The 21,117-nt window shown below is 67.0% G+C and carries 22 protein-coding genes and 1 pseudogene; 14 read left to right on the top strand and 9 right to left on the bottom strand.

Annotation, left to right across the window (positions count from 1 at the left end; genetic code table 11):
- Positions 1 to 4: 4 nt before the first annotated feature.
- The 8 genes from AB4Z55_RS27100 to AB4Z55_RS27065 all read right to left on the bottom strand — a co-directional run bounded on the left by AB4Z55_RS27100 (position 5) and on the right by AB4Z55_RS27065 (position 10,221).
- Positions 5 to 1,687 carry a peptidoglycan DD-metalloendopeptidase family protein gene (locus AB4Z55_RS27100; protein WP_369521144.1) on the bottom strand — a complete coding sequence of 561 codons (1,683 nt, stop codon included), beginning with the start codon at positions 1,685 to 1,687 and terminating at the stop codon, positions 5 to 7.
- A 227-nt stretch (positions 1,688 to 1,914) separates the two neighbouring features.
- The gene (locus tag AB4Z55_RS27095) at positions 1,915 to 2,934 is read right to left on the bottom strand and encodes an IS481 family transposase (protein WP_369520268.1); all 1,020 of its coding nucleotides are present in this window, start codon (positions 2,932 to 2,934) and stop codon (positions 1,915 to 1,917) included.
- A gap of 61 nt (positions 2,935 to 2,995) precedes the next feature.
- Complete coding sequence (locus AB4Z55_RS27090) at positions 2,996 to 5,056, bottom strand: hypothetical protein (protein ID WP_369521143.1); 2,061 nt, start codon at positions 5,054 to 5,056, stop codon at positions 2,996 to 2,998.
- A complete protein-coding gene (locus AB4Z55_RS27085) occupies positions 5,056 to 7,644 on the bottom strand; it encodes an ATP-binding protein (RefSeq protein ID WP_369521142.1) in 2,589 nt (862 codons plus the stop codon). The genes AB4Z55_RS27090 and AB4Z55_RS27085 overlap by 1 nt, the downstream gene beginning before the upstream one ends.
- 26 nt (positions 7,645 to 7,670) lie before the next feature.
- Complete coding sequence (locus AB4Z55_RS27080) at positions 7,671 to 8,144, bottom strand: hypothetical protein (protein ID WP_369521141.1); 474 nt, start codon at positions 8,142 to 8,144, stop codon at positions 7,671 to 7,673.
- Positions 8,141 to 8,326: a hypothetical protein gene (locus AB4Z55_RS27075; RefSeq protein ID WP_369521140.1), complete on the bottom strand. Its 186-nt coding sequence runs from the start codon at positions 8,324 to 8,326 to the stop codon at positions 8,141 to 8,143. The genes AB4Z55_RS27080 and AB4Z55_RS27075 overlap by 4 nt, the downstream gene beginning before the upstream one ends.
- A complete protein-coding gene (locus tag AB4Z55_RS27070) occupies positions 8,323 to 8,748 on the bottom strand; it encodes a hypothetical protein (protein ID WP_369521139.1) in 426 nt (141 codons plus the stop codon). Before AB4Z55_RS27070 ends, AB4Z55_RS27075 begins: the two co-directional genes overlap by 4 nt.
- 51 nt (positions 8,749 to 8,799) lie before the next feature.
- The gene (locus AB4Z55_RS27065) at positions 8,800 to 10,221 is read right to left on the bottom strand and encodes a conjugal transfer protein (RefSeq protein ID WP_369521138.1); all 1,422 of its coding nucleotides are present in this window, start codon (positions 10,219 to 10,221) and stop codon (positions 8,800 to 8,802) included.
- 787 nt (positions 10,222 to 11,008) lie between these two features.
- Between AB4Z55_RS27065 and AB4Z55_RS27060 the strand changes: the two genes are divergently transcribed.
- The 6 genes from AB4Z55_RS27060 (at position 11,009) to AB4Z55_RS27035 (ending at position 17,093) form a co-directional block, all read left to right on the top strand.
- Entirely contained in the window at positions 11,009 to 13,168 is a 2,160-nt protein-coding gene (locus AB4Z55_RS27060; RefSeq protein WP_369521137.1) for an FtsK/SpoIIIE domain-containing protein, read from the top strand.
- 29 nt (positions 13,169 to 13,197) lie between these two features.
- Positions 13,198 to 13,596 carry a hypothetical protein gene (locus AB4Z55_RS27055; RefSeq protein WP_369521136.1) on the top strand — a complete coding sequence of 133 codons (399 nt, stop codon included), beginning with the start codon at positions 13,198 to 13,200 and terminating at the stop codon, positions 13,594 to 13,596.
- 47 nt (positions 13,597 to 13,643) lie between these two features.
- Entirely contained in the window at positions 13,644 to 14,816 is a 1,173-nt protein-coding gene (locus tag AB4Z55_RS27050; protein WP_369521135.1) for a hypothetical protein, read from the top strand.
- A gap of 79 nt (positions 14,817 to 14,895) precedes the next feature.
- The gene (locus AB4Z55_RS27045; protein ID WP_369521134.1) at positions 14,896 to 16,281 is read left to right on the top strand and encodes a hypothetical protein; all 1,386 of its coding nucleotides are present in this window, start codon (positions 14,896 to 14,898) and stop codon (positions 16,279 to 16,281) included.
- 106 nt (positions 16,282 to 16,387) lie between these two features.
- A complete protein-coding gene (locus tag AB4Z55_RS27040; protein ID WP_369521133.1) occupies positions 16,388 to 16,567 on the top strand; it encodes a hypothetical protein in 180 nt (59 codons plus the stop codon).
- A gap of 85 nt (positions 16,568 to 16,652) precedes the next feature.
- On the top strand, positions 16,653 to 17,093 hold the full coding sequence (locus AB4Z55_RS27035) for a hypothetical protein (RefSeq protein WP_369521132.1): 441 nt from the start codon (positions 16,653 to 16,655) through the stop codon (positions 17,091 to 17,093).
- A 73-nt stretch (positions 17,094 to 17,166) separates the two neighbouring features.
- Here AB4Z55_RS27035 and AB4Z55_RS27030 read toward each other — a convergent pair whose 3' ends face one another.
- On the bottom strand, positions 17,167 to 17,370 hold the full coding sequence (locus AB4Z55_RS27030; protein ID WP_247452236.1) for an AlpA family transcriptional regulator: 204 nt from the start codon (positions 17,368 to 17,370) through the stop codon (positions 17,167 to 17,169).
- Between the two features lie 84 nt (positions 17,371 to 17,454).
- On the opposite strand from AB4Z55_RS27030, the gene AB4Z55_RS27025 reads away from it, so the two are divergent.
- From AB4Z55_RS27025 to AB4Z55_RS26990, 8 genes and pseudogenes are all read left to right on the top strand, one after another.
- Positions 17,455 to 17,829, top strand: coding sequence for a hypothetical protein (locus AB4Z55_RS27025; RefSeq protein ID WP_369521131.1), 375 nt, complete (start codon positions 17,455 to 17,457; stop codon positions 17,827 to 17,829).
- Between the two features lie 22 nt (positions 17,830 to 17,851).
- Positions 17,852 to 18,475 (top strand): hypothetical protein, encoded by a 624-nt coding sequence (locus AB4Z55_RS27020; RefSeq protein WP_369521130.1) that lies wholly within the window; start codon positions 17,852 to 17,854, stop codon positions 18,473 to 18,475.
- The gene (locus AB4Z55_RS27015; protein WP_369521129.1) at positions 18,472 to 19,305 is read left to right on the top strand and encodes a hypothetical protein; all 834 of its coding nucleotides are present in this window, start codon (positions 18,472 to 18,474) and stop codon (positions 19,303 to 19,305) included. Before AB4Z55_RS27020 ends, AB4Z55_RS27015 begins: the two co-directional genes overlap by 4 nt.
- A 41-nt stretch (positions 19,306 to 19,346) precedes the next feature.
- Positions 19,347 to 19,631, top strand: coding sequence for a hypothetical protein (locus AB4Z55_RS27010; RefSeq protein ID WP_369521128.1), 285 nt, complete (start codon positions 19,347 to 19,349; stop codon positions 19,629 to 19,631).
- Between the two features lie 195 nt (positions 19,632 to 19,826).
- Positions 19,827 to 20,225, top strand: a complete 399-nt coding sequence (locus tag AB4Z55_RS27005) for a hypothetical protein (RefSeq protein ID WP_369521127.1) — start codon at positions 19,827 to 19,829, stop codon at positions 20,223 to 20,225.
- Between the two features lie 6 nt (positions 20,226 to 20,231).
- Positions 20,232 to 20,540, top strand: a complete 309-nt coding sequence (locus AB4Z55_RS27000; RefSeq protein WP_369521126.1) for a hypothetical protein — start codon at positions 20,232 to 20,234, stop codon at positions 20,538 to 20,540.
- Positions 20,533 to 20,832, top strand: coding sequence for a hypothetical protein (locus AB4Z55_RS26995; RefSeq protein WP_369521125.1), 300 nt, complete (start codon positions 20,533 to 20,535; stop codon positions 20,830 to 20,832). Before AB4Z55_RS27000 ends, AB4Z55_RS26995 begins: the two co-directional genes overlap by 8 nt.
- Positions 20,833 to 20,847: 15 nt before the next feature.
- Positions 20,848 to 21,114 (top strand): annotated as a pseudogene (locus AB4Z55_RS26990) (DUF4031 domain-containing protein); the annotation flags it as partial.
- Between the last annotated feature and the right edge of the window lie 3 nt (positions 21,115 to 21,117).

Here is a 21,117-nt window from a genome sequence, read left to right as displayed (position 1 = left end):
CGGGTTAGTGGTAGCGGCGGAAGGTGATGGGTTTGGAGAAACCGTTGTGGATGTTGTCGATTCGGACCTTGGTGCCTGACTGAGGGGCGTTGACCATTTTCCCTCCGCCCATGTAGATCCCGACGTGTGTGGCGACGCCCTCGCCGCCGAAGAAGACCAGATCGCCAGGCTCGGCGTGTGCCTCGTCTGGTACCGGGATGCCTCCGGTCGACTGCGGCTGGGAGGTGCGGGCGATGGTCTTGCCGGTCGCTTTGTGGACCGCGTAGCGGGCCAGCGCCGAGCAGTCCCAGCCGGGAATCGCGTAGTCCTGGTGCGCATCGCCGGCGCCACCGTCATCACTGATTCCCTTGGTGGGTCCATTGAGGTCGCCGCCACCCCAGGAGTAGCGGATACCCATCTGGGAGGCCGCAGCAGCGACAATGTTGGGTCCGGCCGGACCCCCGGGACGGAACCCCTCGATGTCGGCACTGCCGGGTACGGGTGCTTGTGGGAGGCACGCCCCGCCGCCGGAAGCTGCGTCGCCGTTGCCAGGAGCCGCTGTGCCACTGGGGTTGGTGCCGGTGGTGGCCCAGGCGGCGGGATTGATGGCGTGGCCGCCGTCGAAGTCGCGGTGCCCGCCATCCCAGACTTCGAAATGCAGGTGCGCACCGGTGGATTGGCCGTTGTTGCCGACCTTGCCGATGAGCTGCCCGGCGGTGACTTTCTGCCCCTTTTTCACCAGGACGCCATCGGGATACATGTGGCCGTAGACGGTAGCGAACAGTTTGCCGTCGATCTGATGGTTGAGAACGATCCACTGCCCGAACCCGCTGGCGGGCCCCGCGTCGACCACTGTGCCGTCGGCGACGGAATAGAACGGCGTGTTGACCGGAGCGGCCAGGTCGATCCCCTGGTGCTGTTCACCGCCGCGCGGACCGAACGGTGAGGACACCTGGTAGGTACCGTCTTTCATCGGCTTGACCTGTGTGCCCGGCGACGCGCTCTGTTCCGGAACCGCCGCAGCTGCATCGCTACCGACGGTCTCGACATAGTCGGCGACCTGCGAGTTGTCGGACAGCGCGGCAACGATCTTGGTTGCCTGCCCCATGTACTCCCGAGAGGCCTCAGCGCCGGTGGAGTTGCCCTGTACCTCGTGGCCTGCTTGGGCGGGGTCCATGCCCTGCCAGTTGGGCAGTTTGAGTAGGGCGTTGAGGAACCTGTCGGTGGCGATCGCCGGGTTCATCAGCTCTTGCGGGGTGCCCCATCCCCACTGCGGTTGCTGCTGGAGGTAGCCGATCGACCTGCCGTTGTAGCCCACGCCGTCGTTGGGTAGCGACATCGATTCTGGCTCAGCAGGATTGGAGAGATTCCGCAGACCGGATTCGTCGAGTCCGACCGCGATGACGATGATCGCTGCTTTGGCCGGCAGTTTTCGGGCTGCGACCCTGCCGACCGCGGTCGCGGCGATCCGCGTTTGCTGCGGGTTGAGGCCGGCGATTTGTGCCCCACCTGGGGCCAGCTCGAGTGTCGGGATCGGCCCGCAGGCGCCGCCACTGCCGCCGACCATCATCACCAGCATCAATGGCGGCAGTAGGAATACGACCGGCACGACGGCGAGCAGCCACAACCACCACCGACGCTTCCCCGGAGCGTCGGTGGCGGGTGGTCGTGTTGGTGTGGGCGGTGCAGGCGCGGTGGTGACTGTCACGGCAGCCCTCGCTCAGCGAACGCTGGTGGGTTGTGGCCCGTCAACCTGGCCACCGGCCCGGCGGGCGGCATCGCGCGCCGGCGGCGCCGGCCGAGGTACCGGCGGAGTCGGTGCAGGTGGCGCCGGGGTCCGCCGTGGGGATGGAGAACCCGCTGCGCGGGGCGTGGGCACCCAGACTTGCGTGCCATCAGCCGATGTTCGCGGACGGAAACTGCGGTTGTCCTCGGCTAGCTGTACTGACCCGCCAGGTTGGGTACGCGACTGACGGGTGAGTTGCCTCGCAGTGCGGTGTGGCCGCGTTCGTGATTGTAGGTGCGAAGGAACTCGGGGAAGGCTGCGACGCGTTCGGTTTCGCTGAGGTAGGGGCGGGCGTAGGCCCATTCCTCCTGCAGGGTGCGGTTGAAGCGTTCGACCTTGCCGTTGGTTTGCGGCCGGTACGGGCGGGTCCACTTGTGCTTGATCCCGTTGTCGGCCAACAACTGTCGGAACATTCGGGACCGATAACATGACCCGTTGTCGGTCATCACCCGCGCGGTGGTGACACCGATAGAGGCGAAGTGCGCCACTGCCCGGGTCATGAACGCGGTCGCGGTTTCCTTCTTCTCATCACCGAGGATCTCTGAGTAGGCGTAGCGGGAATGGTCGTCGACGGCGTGGTGGAGGAACGCGTACCCCAGGTTGGGGCGGCCGTGGACTTTGCGGGGTCGTGCGGGCTCGCGGTGGGCGCTGGAGTTGCGGGCGCCCAGGGCGCGTCCGTGGATGCGGTGTCCGCCACCGTCGGGGATTCTGCCGAGTTTCTTGATGTCAACGTGGATCAAGTCTCCGGGCGCTTGGCGTTCGTACTGATGAATCTCGCGTCTGCGGGCACGTACGGGCGCCCCTGTTGCGGGGTCGGTCCATGACAACCGTAGGCATCGGTACCGGGTCAGGATGCGGTGCACCGTGGAGACGTTCACCCCCAGGTGAAACGCGATCCTGGCAGGCCCCCAGCGGCGGGAGACGCGTAACCCGACGACCCGGCGTTCCCGGCGCCGGCTGGTGCGATGCGGACACGACCGGGGTCGGCTGGAGCGGTCGACCATTCCGGCTGACCCTGCCTCGCGGTAGCGGTCGGCCCACCGTTTGGCCGTGGTAACCGACACGTTGAATCGATCAGCCGCGCGACGCAGTGGCCACCGGTCGTCCACGACGCACCGAGCCAGACGCAACCGACCAGTCGGGGACAACGGTGAATTACGGTGAGACACGAAGACCTCCGGGTTGAGGAGCGGTTCCTAGACAGCTCCACACCTCACTCGGAGGTCTTCCCTATGTCACGCCGACTCGCCGAACGCCGTACCTAACGTCCCGGGTCAGTACAGCTAGCGAGCGAACGCGGTCGGTGGCCGAACGAGCGTCGGAGGGCCGGGTAGCCGCAGAGACTGCGCCGCGGGCGGAGGCGATCGGCGGAGCGCTCGTACCGGTAGGGGTGAGCGGGCGGTTCTGGATGTCGCGGACCTTGGTGACGGTCTCATACAGCGCCTGTGAGCGTCGGCGGGTGTCGTCGGGGCTCGACGTTGCACTACCCCCTCCTGTGCCCATGGGGACAGGAGCAGGACCCGACGACGCTGCAGGGGCGTCGGTGGCAGGAACATCGTCGGCGGTGCGCGCACCTGAGGTGGACTCGCCCAACTTGGCGGCCACGGCCGCCGCGGTTTGAGTGGCGGCGTACTCGGCGCCGATCTTGGCTGCCGTCGCCGCGACAGCGGAGGCTCCGCCGGTGCCGACAGCGGCCACGGCCTGCCCGCCGCCGGAGACCACCTTGCCGACAGTGCCCCCGACCTTTCTGGCGGTGTTGTAGCCGTGCTTGACGGCCTGGGCGCGGGCCAGCATCTCGTGCGCCGACGGTGCGGTCTTCTGTTTCACGGCCACCGGCGATGAGCCCGGTCGCCGCGACATGATCTCGGTGAGTCGGTCGGACCACTTGTTCAATCCGAGCATGCCTTTGCGGAACATCACCAGAGCGATGAGGATCAGGACGTCGGCGATGAGCACGGTGGCCATCAGCTGGGCGCCTTCTTTGTCGAACACCGAGGTGATGATGATGCAGTAGGCGCAGGTGAAGATGACTGCGAAACACACCTGGAGCAACGCCATAGCGACATCTGCCAGCGATCGCATCAGTTGGGTACGGAACATCGGTGCGATGCCGAGCAGGCCGCCCGGGATCAGCTTCACTCCGTTCCACAACGCCACCACGGTCGCCAGCACCACCCGTCCGGCGAGGTAGAGCGCGAACAGGAAGACTAGACCTGCCGCGGGGATCAAAAACATTGAGGCAATGGCCTGTTCGGGTCCGGGGTTCTCGGCGTAGTCCTTCATTTGCTCGCCCCCGGGGCATTTGCCGACAGCGTCGCGGACGCGGGCTTTGGCGTCGTCGCCGCCGGGCAGCACGCTGTCGACGGCACCGCCGACAAGTGGGATGTCTTCGACGCTGTCGCGGATCTCGCCGAGGGTCGAGCGCTCGGGGGGCTTTTTCAGGTAGGCCTCGTCGAAGGCTTTGACACACGCAGCGGCGCCGTCTTGTTTCGAGGTGTCCAGGACGCGACCGAAGTTGAGTAGTTGGGTGGGCTGGCGAATGAACGTGTCGGTCAGTTGTCCTGTGAGGTCGTCGATTTGGGCGTCAGGGTTTCCGTTGGTGTTTCCGTCGTTGCCGATGCCGGTGGCCACCTCGAGCGAGTAGTCCTTGGCCTTGGAGATCAGTCCGTCGTCTCCGGCGAGGGTGGCGACCGGGTTGGCCAGGAACCCCAGCACGCCCGCGGCAATGATCAGCGACATCAGCAGCTCGTAGAGACCGGTGGCATAGCGTCCACGAAAGAGCCACAGCGCCACCGCAAAACCGGCCAGAGTGAGCATCAGCGGCCGCATGTGCAGTTGCCCGGTCAGCGAGGTGACCGCATCTGCGATGTCGGAGATGGGGCGGGTGACCATGTCGAGCCACTTGAACGACAGAGCCTGCTTGATGAACCAGATCGCGATCATCACCACGCCGCGGTAGGCGTTGTACTCAAGGTTGATGATCCACGCCCACACCGCCTTGATGGGGCTGGTGGCTCCACCTTCGTCGATCGAGAGGTAGTAGTCGGCGGAGTTGATGCCGTGGGAATCCTTGATGTTCATCCAGCCGAACAGATTGCGCAGAGTGCTGCTCGCAGCGCCGTCGGCCGCCTCGGCGGTCGGTGCGAGGACCAACATGATCGCACCGACCAGATGCCACACGGCGACCAGAATCAGCAGGCGCCGCGCCCAGCGCCGCGACCACACCCATCGGGCCGCGCTGCGCACCGGGCGCGGCCATTCGAGGCGGATACCGGGAAGCTGCGGGTGCATCAGAGCACCTCGGGGGTCAGGGTCTTCGCGGTCGTCTGCGTCTTCTTCTGCGGGGTGGTGGTCGAGCTGGCGGTTTGGCGGTCGGTACGGAACGAGCGCAGGACTTTGATGCGGCCCACGGCGCCAGAGGCATCGCGCATGTAGCCTTCGCCGCGGCGTTCTGGCTTGACGTAGGGCTTGTCGGTGGCGTGCCGTGCTGGACGGGTGATCGGAGCGGTGTTGGTGGTGTATTCCTCCAGGACGTCTTCGGCGTCGGGGTCCAGCCCAACCCAGTCCAGGGCTTTGCGGGCGAGAGTTTTGTCAGTGTGACGCATTGCGACGCGGGTCTTGAGTAGGCCGCGCAGTTCCTGACTGCCGAATTCGCAGTCTTGATCGCCGAGGATCGCTGCGGCCTTTTCTTTGCGGCCGCGTTTGACGACTTCGGTGATGATCTCCAGACCGTCGGCGCCGGAAAGGATGTGAGCGACCTCGTCGGTGACCAGCGCCGACATCTGGGCGGGGTCGGCGTACATGATGCCTTGCGACAGTTTGGCGATGTGGGTGTAGATGACGTGGCCGTACTGCTTTTCGGGGGTCAGGTTGTCGAACAGGTGCTCTTTTTCCATCTGCTCGCGGGAAGGCAGTGAGACGTCCTGGGTGCGGAACACGATCGCGGGTGCGTCGATTGGCAGCGGCGGCAGGGTCTCGTCGAACAGGGCGCGGGCGTAGGTCTTGCGGGAATGGACCTCCAGGGCGCGGCCTACCTCGAGCGCGCCGTCGAGGGCGCATTCGCCCGAGAGCAGGTGTTTGACCATTCCGCCGGTGCCGAGGTAGGGGTGGCGGGCGCGGTAGCTCTCCGAGAGAACCTCGGACAGCAGGGTTGCGCGTGAGTCTTGCACCCGCAGTCGCAGCAGCGCGCGCAGGATGGTCTCGGTCTGTTCAGCACCTTTGGCCCCGCCGAAGATGAGCAACGGATCGAGGCTGTAGCCCGCGTCGACCATGTCGACGACGACCGCATGCGCCACTGAACTGGCCCAGCGGGCGTACTCCCCTGAGGCCGACTGGTCGATCACCAGGACCTGTCCGCCGCGATCGACGATCTGGCCGGCGACGAGCTTGATGAACTCAGACTTGCCGGCGCCGAGTTCACCGGTGACGCCGACCGAGTTCGACACGTCACGTTCGGTCAGCGCCGAGACGTCGTAGTGCACCGCACTGGGGACGTGGGTGGTGATGCACAGCGCCAGCAGCGGCCCGCTCGGATCGCCCAGGGAGGCCGCGACGACGGGAACGAACGCGCCGAATTTGCCACTGGTAGTGATCTGGGTGAACTCGGCGAGCACCCGGGGCGCCGGCGCGCCGGGCACCATCGCCCACCACAGGTCCTCTTGGTATCCCAACGGCTGGGCGAGGCGGAACTGCTGGCTGGCGAACTCGGTGGCCAGCGCGGTTGCCGCGGCCTGGGCGGCCGCCGCGGTGGTGCCGGAGGTGGCGAAGATCGCTGTCCAGCCGACCTCGATCTCATTCTTGTCTGATTCGAGCAGGGTGGAGTACTCGGCGAGCGCTTCGGCAGCGACGTCGAGGACACTGCGGCCGGTGGAGAGTTCCCCTTCGCGCTGGTGGAACTGGTCATTGAGCTGTTTGAGCGCTTTGCGGTTGCGACGCAGCACATCTCCCCCGGCGCGGGTGACGATCCGCAGGGCGAAATCGACGTCGACCGGGATCTTGACGTCCGGGCGCACCGGGTCCTCGACGGTGATGGATTCGGCCAGGGTGAAGAACTCCGAACCGGGAAAGTGGGTGCCGCCGGCGGGAGTGTCGGTGATGACCGACAGCGTCTGATAGGACGGCGGGGGCGGGTCGACCTCCCACGGGGTGTCGATCTTGAGCACGGTGGTGAACCTCGATGGTTTGGACTTCCCGCCCGAGTCAGCTCGGTCACTCAGGGCGCCCTCATCGAGCCGAGCAGCCGTCAACGCGCCGGCTGTTTTCGATTCAGGAGTGTCGGCGGCCACCGGAACATCGGGATCGACGAACAGGCCGCGTCGCAGCATGTGATTCCACAACCACACCGCTTGCGCCGGGGTGGTCGGGATGGGGTTGAAGACCGCGGGAATGCTCGCCGCGATCCGGCGGGCCTGGTCGCGGCGAGCCAGCAGCTCCTCGGCCGGCACCCGGGAGTGCGGCAGCCCCAGGATTTCCGTGGCCGAATGCCAGATGGCGCGCCCGGCGGTCGCGGCCTTCTCTTTCACCGAGGTGCCCGTCAGTGGCACCGAGAGCCAGTACACGCGGGTGCCGGGGCGGAACTGGCCGATACTGCCCAGGGTGGCTTCGCATTCGGCCAGCCATGCCTCGTGTTCGTCGAGGTCGACCCCGTCGAGCATGCGTTGCACGATCAGCTCCGGGGTCTCATCGGCGGTCAGTCCCAGCAGGATCGCCTCGCCGGGTAGGGCGCGCGCCAGCATCGTGTGGGCGTTGCGGACCCCTTCCTTGTCAGCCAGGCGCCGGTAGCGATACGGCAGGCCTTCGAGGAGGTAATCGGCCCATACCGTGCCATCGCGGGTGAAGCGCAGGTTGCCGGTGAGGGCGTAGGTCGGTTGACGCTGCACCACAACGCCACTCCTTTCGGTCTGATCTATCGAGTCGTCGTGTGGGGATGGGGTGTGGGCGGGGTGGGCCAGATGTAGGCCGCGGCCGCCACCACATGTGGGCGGCCGCGCTTTCGGCGGATCGCCGCAGCCGGCGACAGTGACGCGCGGTCGGCGGTCGTTCGGGTCTCCGCCTCTGCGCTGAGGGCGCGCGCGGCGCCTGCTGCAACCGACAAGGGGCTCCGTCCACCCGGGCGAATACGGCCGAGGAGTACCACCGTGCCGACGACCACGGTGACCACCAGCACAATTGACCACTGCAAGCCCAGCTGGCTCCACCACACGCCGCGGGTCAGATACAGCACGACCAGGGCTCCTGCACCGCCGACGAACTGGGTCAGCGTGTAGGGGCCACCGGCGATGCGTTTACCGTCCGGGGTCTTCCCGATCAGCTGCGGGAACTTGCGCGCCGCGGTGAAGTTGCGGATGACCTCAGCGGGTTGCTGCTGTTGGTCGGTCATTGCCGCCCCGCATCGACCGGAGGTCCGAGCGGAACCACCCCCGCCCAGTAGCGCCAATCGCTGCGGGCGTGGAGACGGTACTGGGCGCGTTCGCCCGCGCTCAACGCCATCCACTCGTAGCCCTCGTCTGCGGCCAACTGCTTGGCCCGGGCGGTGACCGCAGCCCGGTCCCGGGAGCTCAAAGCCGTCCCCCACTGGCGGCGTCGGTGGCAGTGGGGTGCGCTGTTGTCACCACAGCCGTCTGAACCAGCGGCGCGTTGCGCGCGAAGACCACCAGTGGGTGTTCCCCGCTGGTGTCGAGCCGCACGGTCGTCGCTGCTGACTCGGGTGCAGGGGCCAGTTGGCCTGAGGAGTTTTCGACGGTCTCGCCAGTCTTTTCCGACAGGAAATCCATGTTGTTCAGGCCCCAGAGAATGGCGCCGCCGCCGACCACGGCCACGATCCCGGCGACCAGGCCACCGCGGACGAATTCCTTGAGGACCATGTAGACGGCGAAGCCGCCGCCGACGGTCAGCAGCGCTTTGATGACGTCGCCGGTGAGGTTGTTGAAGGTGTCGATGAGCCCGTCGGCCAGAACGATCTGGGTGGCTGTCTCGGTGATCATGAGGAGTCCTTTCGCTGCGGGGTGGTCGGTGATGGGTTGATGGGGACGGGGTTATCGAGGGCCCAGGTCGATGCCGCCGGGGCCGAGTAGTGATCCACCACCGCTGCCGGATGACGGTGTTGAGGTGGGGGCAGAGGTGGAGCCGCGCGGGCTGCTTGGCTCGCTGGTCACTGTGGGCAGGACGTCGTCAGAGCCCGCCTCGTCATCACCGCCACCGCGGCCGGAGTCAGAGGTTGGTTCGCTGCTGGCGGGAGCAGAGGTCGCCGCGCCGGGCGGAGTGTCGGTGTTCTCGTCCTCCTCGCCGGCCAGCGAGGACGCGACGTCTGATCCGTTGACGCCGGCCGCCGGGGCGGGGTCGAGTGCGCTGACTTCCCAGCGGCCCGCGCGTGCAGCCATCGTCAGGGCATAGGCACCAGTGAGTGCATCGGTGGAGCTGGCGGCCCCGGGTGGTTGTTGGGAGATGGTGAGCAGCAGTCGTGCTCGTTGGCCATCAGCCGGGGTCTCAGCAGAGTCCCCGAGGGACTTCTGCGTGCGGGCTCCGATGACGGAGATGGACGCGTACGGGGCCGGGGTGATCGCACCGAGGTTGGTTCCAGGGCTGGTGAAGCGGGTGACGTCGCCGTCACCGGTGAGCATGGCTGAGAGGAATCCTTGTGCGGCGGTGACGATCGCGGCGTTAGAGCTGAGCTGGTTGGAGTAGTCGAGGTTGACTGTCAGACCGGTGGAGGGTGCCGGTACCGCGGCGGGCATCGCCATCGCCCGCACCCCTTTGTCTGACACCACCACTGGCACCTGGAAGTAGCGGCGGGTTGCGGTGTCAGCGCCAGCGGGGGTGACTTCGGCGGACACGGTCACCGCGTAGGTGTCGGCGCCGTCGACCCCAGACACTTCACGCACTCCGGCGATGTGGGTGTCGGCGGACTCGTAGAGCGCTTGCGCTGGCAGCGCGCCGGTCCCGGCATCGATGTCGACGAAGCGTTGTAGCGATCCCTCGTCACCGCGATGGGTCATCAGCCAGGCCGATACGAACTGCTGGGCGAGGTCACTAGCTGCGAACTGGGCGGTGGTATCGACCGCTGACACAGCAGGCGGCGCCACTACTTCTGGGGCCGCTGACGATCCGCTGCTGAGGTACAACGCGACAGGTCCTGACACCAGCGCCGCGATCACCGCTGCCCGCGCGGCGTGGGTCATCAGCCGTTGCGTACTGGTGCCGTTGGCGCGGGCGATGAACTCCGCGTCCTCGGGACTGTGATCCGCCAGACTCGGGGTCTGATCGTCGGAGTCTTTGTGGCGGCGCAGTATCCGGGGGACGTTGAGCTGGCCGCGTAGCCGCGCTAACCGCTCCCCGCGCGACAGCGCGGCGGCGTCGTCATGAAGGTCGCTGTCGACCGGGTCCTGATCGAGCACAGGTGTGGGGAACTCAAAGACTCCACGCAGGTCACCCTCGGGGCGTTGCTCCGTCGATGTCACCAGCTTTGACCCTTTCGTCTCACACAATCCGTCCATTCGTATCGTGCACTTATTTGTGGAGTCTACCCACGTTGATTACTTCGAGCGGAGGGTTTTGATGGCGTGTTGCGTGCAGGCGAGTTCTCATCGCGTCGGTATCAGCAGGATCGGAGGCGTATTACGCGGCACTCCACAGAGACCTACCGCTGCGGGGATGTCGCGACGGCGGCAGCCCGGCATGCGGAGAGATGGCGAGCGAGCACGCCTCTGGAGGCTGGACCTACCCGACAGCGCCCGGCGCGTGACACCGACGCAAGCCAGATCAACGCATCCGTAAGCGGCATGGCGCCTGAGTATTTCGAGGTCTGACGCGGATCGCGGGACACTCCCCCTTCGGGGGCAGAGCGGCGGCTACGGGTCGCTCGCGACCCTACGCCGCCGCTCTGACGTCTGGATAACATCTCGCTGCGCGTCGGCGTGTCGCCTGGCAGTCAGCGCGGGCCCCGCCACACGCCAGGCCCGCAGTGAAAGCGTGGACCAGGGCGCCCGCTTCCAGTCGCTAGGCAGGGCGCAAACACGCCGATAGTGCAGTTATTTGTGTTTTGTGTTTGTCTGATGTGGTTAGCTTGATTGCAATGTCGGAGTATTCGAGTGATGGGTTGTAGCGATGGGAAGTTCGGGGTCCTCTGATCCGGCTGCTCGGTTCGTGCAGCAGGTGGTCGATGACTTCGGTGGCGCACTGTCACACCGCGCCCAGCGGCCTCGTCAGAGCGGCACTGATGGTGCAGGAGTTCGTCTGCCGTCGTTTGTGCCGGTCAGTCCGGCGATAGCTGCCGTCACCGTGTTGGCCGTCGAAGCTGATCCGCTCGGTGACTGGCTCCTGAACGCCGCGGGTGATCTACCTGTGACGGCCCAGGTGGTGTCGGTGCTCGACCAGCTGTCGGGATGGCAGGCAGCCGCGGTCACCGCCACCGTGGGGGCTGTCGCGGTAGATGGGCTGCGCTGGTATGCGTTTCGGCATCGTCGCGCGGTCACCAACATGGTTGCTTCGACCACCCATCTGACTCCTAAACGGGTACGGGTTCGACATCCCGCGGGTATCGCCGCGCCGCGACGAGTGATCGTGTCGTTCACCGATGGGTCGGTCATCAGCGATCGGCGGTACAGCGAACTTGTCGATGCGCTGACCAAGTACGCCAACCGGTACCGCGGCGACTCGCTGGCCCGCCGGTTGCTGCGGGCGCGGGTGTGGGAGATGCAGGTCGAGTGGCAGGCCGGTAGCGCCCGGTTGGTGATCACGCGTGACGACCCGGAATCGCAGACCGCCGGGATGAGCCCGATCGTGCAGCGGCTGTCCGAGCTTCTCGACGAGAAATTTCCGCTTCCTGAGGCCCGGATCACCGAAATTGACCGCGACGAGGACGGCACCGAGATCGGGTTCACGATCTCCTACAAGACCACCCTGTCAGCGGCCTTCCCGGGATTGCAGCAGAAGCTGCGGGAATCGCTGGTCGCCAGTTTGCCCCGGCACGTCACCGAGGACGGGGCGTGGAACTGGTTCGTGGCGGTCATCCCCGAGGAGAACCAGCTCACCATCCGGCTGGCCAAGCCGCTGCCCAGCGGTGTGAGGCACCTGCCGCTCGCGTTCAAGGACTACGCGGCGATGGACGACAAGCAGCTCTACAACATCCCTTACGCCACCGCGGCCGACGGGGTGCTGGCGACCTGGAACATCCACAAGTCCTCGTCTCGCGGTCACGTGCTCGCGGCAGGCCGAACCGGTGGCGGTAAGACCTCGCTGATCCGGACCCTGATCACCGAAGCGATCGCGCGTGGAGTGCCGGTGGCCGGCGCGGTGGATGTGAAGATGCTCGAACTCGACGGATTCGATCAGTACCCGGGTGTGGCGTCGGTGATCTATCACGTCCGCCAGATCGTGGAGTTCATCAACGCCGTGCACGCGGAGATGGTGGCACGCCGGGAGTTTCTGCACCGTCTGCGTATCCCTGACGAGAACCTGCCGCCGTTCATCGTCGTGCTCGATGAGTTCTTCGTGATGAGTGCGTTCCTGCGGCGCGCGGCAGCTTACAAGGGCGACAAGGACGACCCTGACGACGAGCAGGCCGTGTTGGCGCGGTTCGTCAAGAACTCCAACCCGCTGGGCAAGATCGGTGAGATTCTCGCGCTCATCCGAAGCTTGCAGGGCCGCATCATCCTGGGCGTGCAGCGCCCTGACGCCACCAACTTCGGTGAAGACGCGACCTCGGTGCGCGACAACTTCGGCACCCGCATCTCGCTGTCGAGCCTGTCGCAGCAGGGCGCGGAGATGATGTGGGGTGATGCCCACGTGGGGCGCGACGTCGACGCCAGTGTGCCCGGCCGGGCCACCGTCGCCGACGCCGAAGGCCGACCGATGCACGCACAGGTGCACTGGACTCCCAACCCCGACATGCATCCCAACCGGTGGAACCGCCTGGACCCCGACGACCAGGAGATCGTGACCGCGCTGCGCGAGGCCGCCATCCGAGGGGCCCAGTTGCAGAACTTCGTGCCCGAAGTGCGTGAGCACCTGGAGAAGGTCGGCGGGTTGATCCGCACTCCCGGCGATGGGCCGATCATGGCGTGCTTCTCCTCGGAAATGCGCACCTTCCTCACCGAGCAGCGCGAGGCCACCCCCGAACCGCCGGCACCGATCGCCGGGCTCGACCCGACCACCGCCGGCGACGACGGCGTCTACGCCGCCGACCTGACCGAGGGCATGCGGGTGCACGTCGACGACGACGGAACCGTAGCCACAGTCGTCGCGGTTACCCGGGTCGGCAAGAAGCTCGTGCGCGCGAAGCTGCGCGACGACGCCAATCCGCGCGTCACCCTCAACGCCGAGTTCGCACCCGACGAAGTCGTCCTCACCGCCGAGCCGGGCGAGGCCGAGTCCATCGATCTCGACAAAACCAGTTCTGTCGCTTAACCCACCACCGAAGAGAGGACACCTCTGTCATGGGCATCCTGCGTTCCATCCTCACCCCCGCTCCCGATGAAGTGGCTGCCGTGCGCACCGCGCTCGACGCCAAAGCCACCAGCGAGCCCGTCGTGCGTGAACAGCGCGCCACCCTGTCCAAGCCGGTACCGACCTGGGCCGCGCGTATCGACGACAAAACGGAGATCTCACACGCCAGCCTCAACGAACTCGAGGCCGCGATCACCGAACGGTTGCAGCTGCTGGAGACCTACCCCGCGGGCCCGCGGCGAGACAAGGCCATCGAGCGGCATCGCCAAGCCGCTGCCCAGATCGACGCATGGCGCCAAGAGCTACCCGCCGACATCGGCACCGATGCCACCGGGGACACCAACGAGCACGGCGTCAATCACCACGAGCACGCCCTGTCGGCCATCTGATCGGCCCCGCCCGACTGACCCCTCGACCTTGATCTGAGGTTTCTCCGATGAGTGCATCCACTGTCGACAACGCAGTGGTGGTCACAATCACCTCGGCCACCACCGCCGCCACCACTGACGGCATCGAGTTCAGCGCTATCAGCGGCGCCGAGCTCCAGGAACAGATCCTCGACTACGCCCACCACCTCGCGGCGAGCGACGATCAGCCGGTCCTGCTCGAGTTACGCAATCCTGCAACCGGGCGCGGCGATGTCATCGAGATGACGCCCGACGGCACATGGCACCCCGCCCACGCCGCCGCCCCAGAACCCGAGCATCCCGAGGCCGCTCCGGTGGAGCCCAGCGCTCCCCCGCAGGTCGAGATGCACGAGCATCCAATCGCTGACGATGGCGGGCACACCGGCGGCCAGATCGTCGCACCTGCCGCTGCGCCGGACGTGCCCCCTGTTGTCGATGAGCAGCTGGCCCAGCCTGCCGCTGATGAGGCCGCGAGCCAGCCCGGCCCCGTTGAGGCAGCAGTCGAGCAGGACAGCCCCTGGCGCGGGGTCACCCCCGGTCACGTCAGCCCGAACGCGCGACCCCGCTCGACACCGACCGCCGAACGTCGCAGTCGAGGCCCCCACGTGCCACCACCAGCTAGTGGTCGTCTGCGTACCGTCTGGCGGCGCCACCGCACGCCGCTGCTGGTGATTGGTCTGATCACGCTGGTCGCCCTGGTCGGTATCGGGGTCGGCGCCGGGCGGCTCATCGGCGCTGCCGGCGGCGACACCACACCTCTCGACCCGGCCACCGCACTAGCTCCACCCGTCGCCACCGCCGACCCGACCTCTGATGAAGTCGAATGTCCCTCTCGCACAACCGGCGCGCTCACCACCGGCCGTGACCCGGGGAACCAGACGAGTGGGCCGAACGCGATCAAAGCGTTCAACTACGGCTACTACAAGTGGCGCAGCGGAAACGCTGCTCGCGCGGTGGTGTCGTCGAACGCCAAGGTCGGCACCGCCATCACGTTGCAGAGCTACATCGACGTGCTCGACCCCAATATGCGCTACTGCCTTGCCATCACCGAAAAGCGCACTGGCCCCCGCAACACCACCGTGTACGAGGTCGTACACACCATCATCCCGGCGGCCGGCGGTGAGCGTCAGACGTTCCGCCAGGACGTCACCACCACTGTGATCGGCGGCAAGCACTGGGTCTCCGAGATCGACGACAAGTAGAAGTTCCCCGACTTCGGCCCTCAACCGATTTTCCGCACTCCCACAACACCATTCATCACCACCGAAAGGCGCTTCTGACATGTACATCACCTCGCCGGTTCCCACCGGACGTCCGGGCGGCGACGCATTGACACCTCCTCGGGCCGTGCGACGAGGGCGGGCTGCTGTCTCCCCGCCGTCGCCGGCACTCATGCGTAAGGTCATCGCGGCGGTCCTTGTCGGCGGCACGATGACCGGAGCGGTACTCACCACGTCCCCTGCGTGGGCCATCAAGCAGGGCGGAGCCGACCCCGACAGCTCGACCAGCCAAGGTCCGAGCCAAGGTGGCGCTGATCCAGGCCAGCCCGATCCAGGCAGCGACAGCACCCCTCCGCCACAGGCGCCGCCGACCTACAACCCGGGGCCGGGTGTGATCCCTGCACCGCCGCAGGAAGCGCCGTACCAGCCCTACGTCGAGCCGCAGGTCTACAACGAGCCGACCTATGACCAGGCCTACAACCCCGCTCCGCCGCGGGCCTACACCCTGCCGCGCCCGGTCGCGCCGGTCCGCCCGATTGCCCCACCGCCGAAGACGCTGCGTGTCGGCAACTTCGTCATCGAGGAAGACCAGCTCAAGCGTGACGCGCCGTGGCTGACCGACCGCCAGCGCAACTCGATCAACGCCTGGTCGGCCTACGGCGAAGCCAAGATCGCCCAGGGCCTCATCAGCGTGGGTGTGCCCGAAGACGAAGCCTCACGCCAGGCCGCGGCCACCATCATCGGCGTCGCGCTCGGCGGCACCGCCGGTGCGGCAGCCGCGGGCATCCCCGCCGCAGTCGTCGGCGGCATCGGTGGTGCGCTCATCGGTGCCGGTGTGGGTGCCGCAGTCGGCTCGTTCCCCGCGCCCGGGCCCCAGACCCCGGGCGCGATCGCCGCGGGCGCCGGCATCGGTGCCGCAGCAGGTGCCGCGCTGCTCGGTGTTCCCGCAGCGATCGCCGGTGGTGTGGCCGGTGGTGTCGCCGGCGGCGCGATCGCTCACGCCCTCGGTGCCGGTGACCCCGGCGCCCGTCCGGACCGCCCCCGGCTCCCGGGCGAGCCCGAACCGGTGCGTCCGCAGCCGCGCAAGCCGCAGCAGCAGGTCGTGATCGACAACCCCGGCGCCAACCAGTACGAGGTGCACCTGCCCGCCGACCAGGCCGCCAAAGCCGGTCTGCCGGCCGTGCACTACCAGGTCAACATGCGCGGAGATGTCAACGCCCAAGTCAACGTCGGTGGCCGCAACCTCGAAGCCAACTGGAGCGGTGAGCAGGCCCGCGCCCCGTATGCCGCGCTCGGCGCGGCGAAGGACCAGGCCGAGAAGACGGTCAACCAGTGGACCCGCCAGGCCAGCGACCAGCTCAAGCAAGTCGTGCCCGGCATCGACGTCGCCTGGCCCCAGGAGAAGAAGCAGCCGGCCAACCCCGGCCCCAGACACGCCCGCCGGTAACGAGGGGTGCGGGCGCAGCATGCCGGGACGGGCCACTCATGGTGGTCTGTCCCGGCATCTATCCCCGTTCACCGTCCTCTCCGCGTGCACCCACAGGAGGCCTGACGTGTTCACCCACAACCTCACGACCTACCAGGACCGGCGCCTGGGCATGCAGTACCGGGCAACGGTCTACCTCGACGGTCAGTGGTGGATGGAGTGGACCGGCGGCCTCGACTACGTCACCGACCATCTCGCCGCCGCGGTCCGCGCTCCTGCGCCAGCTCGCGAGAACCGCGATTTCTGACCACTTTGACTCGATTGAAAGGACCGCTCCGACAATGATCACTGGCCACACTTCAACATTCCGTACCCAAACATTGCTGACGGCTGTGCTGTTACTGAGCGTGCTGGCCACTGCACTGGCCATCGGGGCGGGTGCCGCGACCGCCCGCCCGACCGAAGCGCCGCGGCTGTCGGCCTACGGTGATGAGATCTGGACCTTCGGCAACCACGCGAACTGCCGCGGCACGATCCACGTCAGCGCCAAGACCGACCCCCGCCAGCCCGGGAAGCTGTTCGTCACCTACCGCCCCGGACGATTCACTGGCGACGGCCCAGGCTGGGCCCGCAACCCGGTCTGCACCACCCGTGTCTTCGCCAACTGGACCATTCCCGCCCGCTACCACTGGAGCGCACCGGTCAGCGCCGGCCCCCGCGGCGGCAAGGCCGTCACGCAGGTCCTGCGCACCGGTGCAGGGCTGCACGGCATCGGTTTCGCCACCCCCGCAGTCCCGCAGAAGCCCGTCCAGTACACGCTGTTCGTCTCGTAGTAAACATCAACGGACACAACAGGTTCGGCCCGTGAAAGCACCGCACCCATGATCAGATTTCTCAGAACCTCGTTCAGCGTGGGCGAAGATCAGTGCGGGCGCCGCGGCCGAGCCTGTTGTGGATCCAGTAGTCGACCGTCTCAGCCTTCCAGCCCCGGTTTCGTCCGACCAGCGCGTCAGGGTCGGGCAGGAGTCCTTTGCGCAAGTAACTCTTCATGGTCGCCACAGACAGCCCTGCGCGATCGGCAAATTCCGACAGCGACAGGTAGCGGTACACGTCAGAAACAATACCTCCTTTAGGCTAAACAATGACCCCTAAAGGAGGTATCGTTGGGCTGCGGATCAACAGAAGGGAATGACGATGAAGGCCTTGGTTCTCACTGATCGCGGTGACGCCGAGTACGTCGAGCTGCCCACCTCTGATCCGGAGCAGGCGTTGCGCGAAGTTGTTGGCGGGCCGCTCAATCCGCTGCCGCTGACCTACCTCGCGGATCACCTGGACCTGTGGACACTGTTCGAACCCCTATCCAGGGTGACTGTCGGTGGGATCGGTTACAACGATGTGGCCTCCCAGATCGCCACGGCCGGAGTCGGTAAGCAGCGGGCGGTGATCGGTACCGCGGTTCTCACCGCGCACACCGACTCGGGCATCCTCGCCGCGCTTTCCCCACACGACTGCGCCGCCCTGGACCGCATCATCACCGAGATCTACACCGGCTACCGCACCGCCGGATAACCCCCACCTCGAGGACGAGCTGATGAGCACTCACTCCGCACACCCTGCCGGCGACCCGGTCACCTGGACGGTGGCCCGGCTCGCCGAGCACCCGGCTGTGCGCACCACTTTCACCGTCCTCGGGCATGTGAACCCGCGGGTGTTCGAGTCGATCGAGTTCTCCCTGGCTTGCGACGAGATCGCCGCTGTCAATCAGATCCCCGCGCCCTGCGGTCTTTTCGCCGCGGCGATCCGCCACCTGGCGGCCACCGCTGCGCGAGAGGTTGATTCTTGCGAGCTCGATGTCGAGGCGCGCCCCAGCGAAGACGACTTCGAGTACGTGCCGACCGCGCGGGCCGAGCTGCGCATGCTGATCGCCCAACACCAGCGGCGCGTCCTGGCATCCAATCGCGACGTCGACGCAGAGCAGCGCGCCGTGCACGCCGCGGTCGCCCGCCACCTCAACTACTGCGACCCCCGCAACTACGGCGGCGTCGACGGGCTGCCCGACGTCGAGGTCCGCGACCTCATCGCCGCCTCGATCAACCAGCAGATCCGTGCCACCGCTCACCCCGTGATCCGCGGCCACCTGTACGGCGCGCGGCTGTTGCTGACCGGCGCCGTCGCACCCACACTCGTCTTCGACCCGCAGGAGGCCGTGCAGTGACCGCCCCGACCGGTGACTCCTACCCGCTGACCTTCGTTGAGCTGTCACGGTGGAACGTCGCCCAAGCACACCCGGTGAGCTGCCCGCGTCACCGCACTCCCGAACCGATGGTCGCCGGCACCCACGAATCCGCCGGGCACCCCATGTGGATCTGTACCGAATGCGGCTACGCCACACCCGTCCTCGACGACGAAGCACGCATGACTCTCGGCGCCACCCAGACCTTCACCACCGCCGCCCGGACCGCGCAGCTACGCCCCGACACCCGCCTAGTCGCACTCCCGGCAACGCCGGGCACCGACCACACCACCGGCACCGTCGCTGTCCGCGAACGCAACGCTGATCCGCGCTCGGCGCAAGTGGCCAGTTTCGGTGCAGCTTTCGCCGCACTGGTCATCGTTGGATACCTCGTCGGGCTTCTGCCGGTCGCACCAATCGTGTCCGCCCTGACCGCCCTGGTCGCCGCCGCTGTGGCCGGCGCCCTCACCCACGACCGGGTCCGCGCCCGCCACCACCGCCGGTCCACACCCACGACCGGTGTGCCACGGACCATCCAGGCAGGGCATCTGCTGGCCGGGGACTGGATCATCAAACCCGCGCCGTCAGTGGGTGGCCACCCGTGGCCCCAGCCCACCACCGAATCCGCCGCCGCGGTGATCACCCACCACCGTGCTGCCCGCGTTGTCCAGGTCGCCCGCCTCGGCGTCACCGCCCAAATTCAGGTCATCACCACCGCGGGCACCCTCGTCCTGCCCGACCTCGCGCCCGTCGGCGTCGTCGAGATGGCTGACCCTGCCTTGGCCGATTTCACCTACCACCCACGCGGATAACCACCAGCGCCGCACACCCTCTCACCCTGGAGCAGGCACTCATGGACCACATCTACCTAGCAGTCACGGCGCTGACTGCCGTCGTTGCCCAGATCGCGTTCCTTCACGACGTCTGGCGCCTACGCGGCCGAGTGGGCAGCTACACCGTCTCGGCGATCGCGGTCCTGATCACAGCGATGTGCGCCTCCCTGTTGGATTCGGTGTGGGCCTCAGTCACCGCGCTTGTCGTCGGCGTCCTCACCGTGGCACTGGGCTTCTGGCTGGCATTCGGGCCTGACCCCCACACCGACGCAGACACCCCTACCGACATCCCTGTTCACGACTAGGGAGGGCACCATGAGCATGACCCTGACCGACACTGCGCCAACTCAACTGGGCGTCGAGTGTGACTGTGACTGCCACCGCGAGGACCGACACTGTGAACGTTGCTGCCTCGACCCCGACACCGGTTTCTGCGACGACTGCGCCTACTACCTCGAGCTGAGCCGCCACAGCCACACGGTGCGGGGCGGTGATCGACGGTGACCCAGTTGAGCCTGAACCTGCGCGCTCACGACTTACCGCCACGCTGGGACGGCGACCCGGTCGACTGGTCACCCTGGCAACCGATGCCCGCGCTGACCATCTGTCCGCCACCACGCACACAGGGGTGCGACAACTGCGGCTCGGCAACCCGGCCGCTCACCTGCCACGGCACCCGCACCATCGCCTACGGCCCCAACGTCATCCCCATCGGCCGCGACCGCCTCCGCGACCGCCACATTCACGCCCAGCTGGTCGTGCACCGCTGCCCGGACTGCCACCACGACACCGTCTTCGACCCCCACACCAACCAGTGGTGGGACCTCGACGACAGCGACTACCAAGACGCCGGCTCCTGGGAACCGACCACAAGCTCCGACACCCACCACGAGGAGTGACTGAGCATGCCCGGCGCCTACTGCCGCTACTGCGACCACCGATGCTTCGTTGGCCGTGTCCTGCCCGACACCAGCCGACGCCTGCACATGGCCACCTGCCCAGCCGGCAAAGCCCACGACCGCACCGTGTCTGGCTTCGACGCCGACACCGCCATCAACCCCTTCACCAACCCGCTGCCGCAGGATCAGCGTCGCTGCCGATGCGGACAACCCGCCACCGCCAACGCCTACGGGCACTCGTGCGATCAGTGGCCGTCGTGTGAAGGTCCGATGAGTGACCTCCCGCCAGCACAAAGGAGTCCGAAGAATGTCTGATCGCAACGTGGCCGGTACCTACGACCCAGAGATTCCGTCAGAGAAAGCCCAGTGGAAGTGGGACCGCGCAACTCTCGTGATCGGCGGAATTGTCGTCCCGGCTGCCGTCTATCTTGTTGCCCCCGTGATCACCCACGGCGAATTGGCGTGGCTGTTGACGTTCGCCGCGACTATCTGGTTCATCACCGGCGTAGTCACACTGTGGATCGCTGCCCGCCGACGCCACACCACACTTGCCCGCCGAGCGATGGCAGACATGAAAGCGGCGGAACGAACGATCAAGCGGCAGTAGAGGAGGTCTGCACCTATGGCGGTCTACGTCGACGACATGCGCCGGCATGCCACCGTGGGCAACCTCCGCGCCCGGTGGTCGCATCTGATGGCCGACACCGACGACGAGCTCCACGCCTTCGCCGCCCGGTTGGGCCTGCGCCGATCCTGGGCGCAATACCCGGGCACCCCGAAGTCTCACTACGACCTCACCGACTCCGTCCGCCGGCGAGCCCTGAGCCTGGACGCCATACCCATCGGCTACGGCAGCGAAGAATCAGTAGCGCTGATCCGCCGCAGACGCGCC

Origin of the sequence: Gordonia sp. ABKF26, assembly GCF_041103195.1 — a bacterium.
Taxonomy (GTDB): Bacteria; Actinomycetota; Actinomycetes; order Mycobacteriales; family Mycobacteriaceae; genus Gordonia; species Gordonia terrae.
The sequence above is the reverse complement of the archived record's forward strand: the minus strand, read 5'-3'. Positions and strand labels throughout refer to the sequence as shown.

What these genes read in the sequence shown, in the direction of transcription:
- AB4Z55_RS27090 (WP_369521143.1), bottom strand. Translation starts at nt 5,056, where the DNA reads ATGCACCCGCAGCTTCCCGGTATCCGCCTCGAATGGCCGCGCCCGGTG.
- AB4Z55_RS27080 (WP_369521141.1), bottom strand. Translation starts at nt 8,144, where the DNA reads ATGACCGACCAACAGCAGCAACCCGCTGAGGTCATCCGCAACTTCACC.
- AB4Z55_RS27070 (WP_369521139.1), bottom strand. Translation starts at nt 8,748, where the DNA reads ATGATCACCGAGACAGCCACCCAGATCGTTCTGGCCGACGGGCTCATC.
- AB4Z55_RS27055 (WP_369521136.1), top strand. Translation starts at nt 13,198, where the DNA reads ATGGGCATCCTGCGTTCCATCCTCACCCCCGCTCCCGATGAAGTGGCT.
- AB4Z55_RS27050 (WP_369521135.1), top strand. Translation starts at nt 13,644, where the DNA reads ATGAGTGCATCCACTGTCGACAACGCAGTGGTGGTCACAATCACCTCG.
- AB4Z55_RS27045 (WP_369521134.1), top strand. Translation starts at nt 14,896, where the DNA reads ATGTACATCACCTCGCCGGTTCCCACCGGACGTCCGGGCGGCGACGCA.
- AB4Z55_RS27025 (WP_369521131.1), top strand. Translation starts at nt 17,455, where the DNA reads ATGAAGGCCTTGGTTCTCACTGATCGCGGTGACGCCGAGTACGTCGAG.
- AB4Z55_RS27020 (WP_369521130.1), top strand. Translation starts at nt 17,852, where the DNA reads ATGAGCACTCACTCCGCACACCCTGCCGGCGACCCGGTCACCTGGACG.
- AB4Z55_RS27010 (WP_369521128.1), top strand. Translation starts at nt 19,347, where the DNA reads ATGGACCACATCTACCTAGCAGTCACGGCGCTGACTGCCGTCGTTGCC.
- AB4Z55_RS27000 (WP_369521126.1), top strand. Translation starts at nt 20,232, where the DNA reads ATGCCCGGCGCCTACTGCCGCTACTGCGACCACCGATGCTTCGTTGGC.
- AB4Z55_RS26995 (WP_369521125.1), top strand. Translation starts at nt 20,533, where the DNA reads ATGTCTGATCGCAACGTGGCCGGTACCTACGACCCAGAGATTCCGTCA.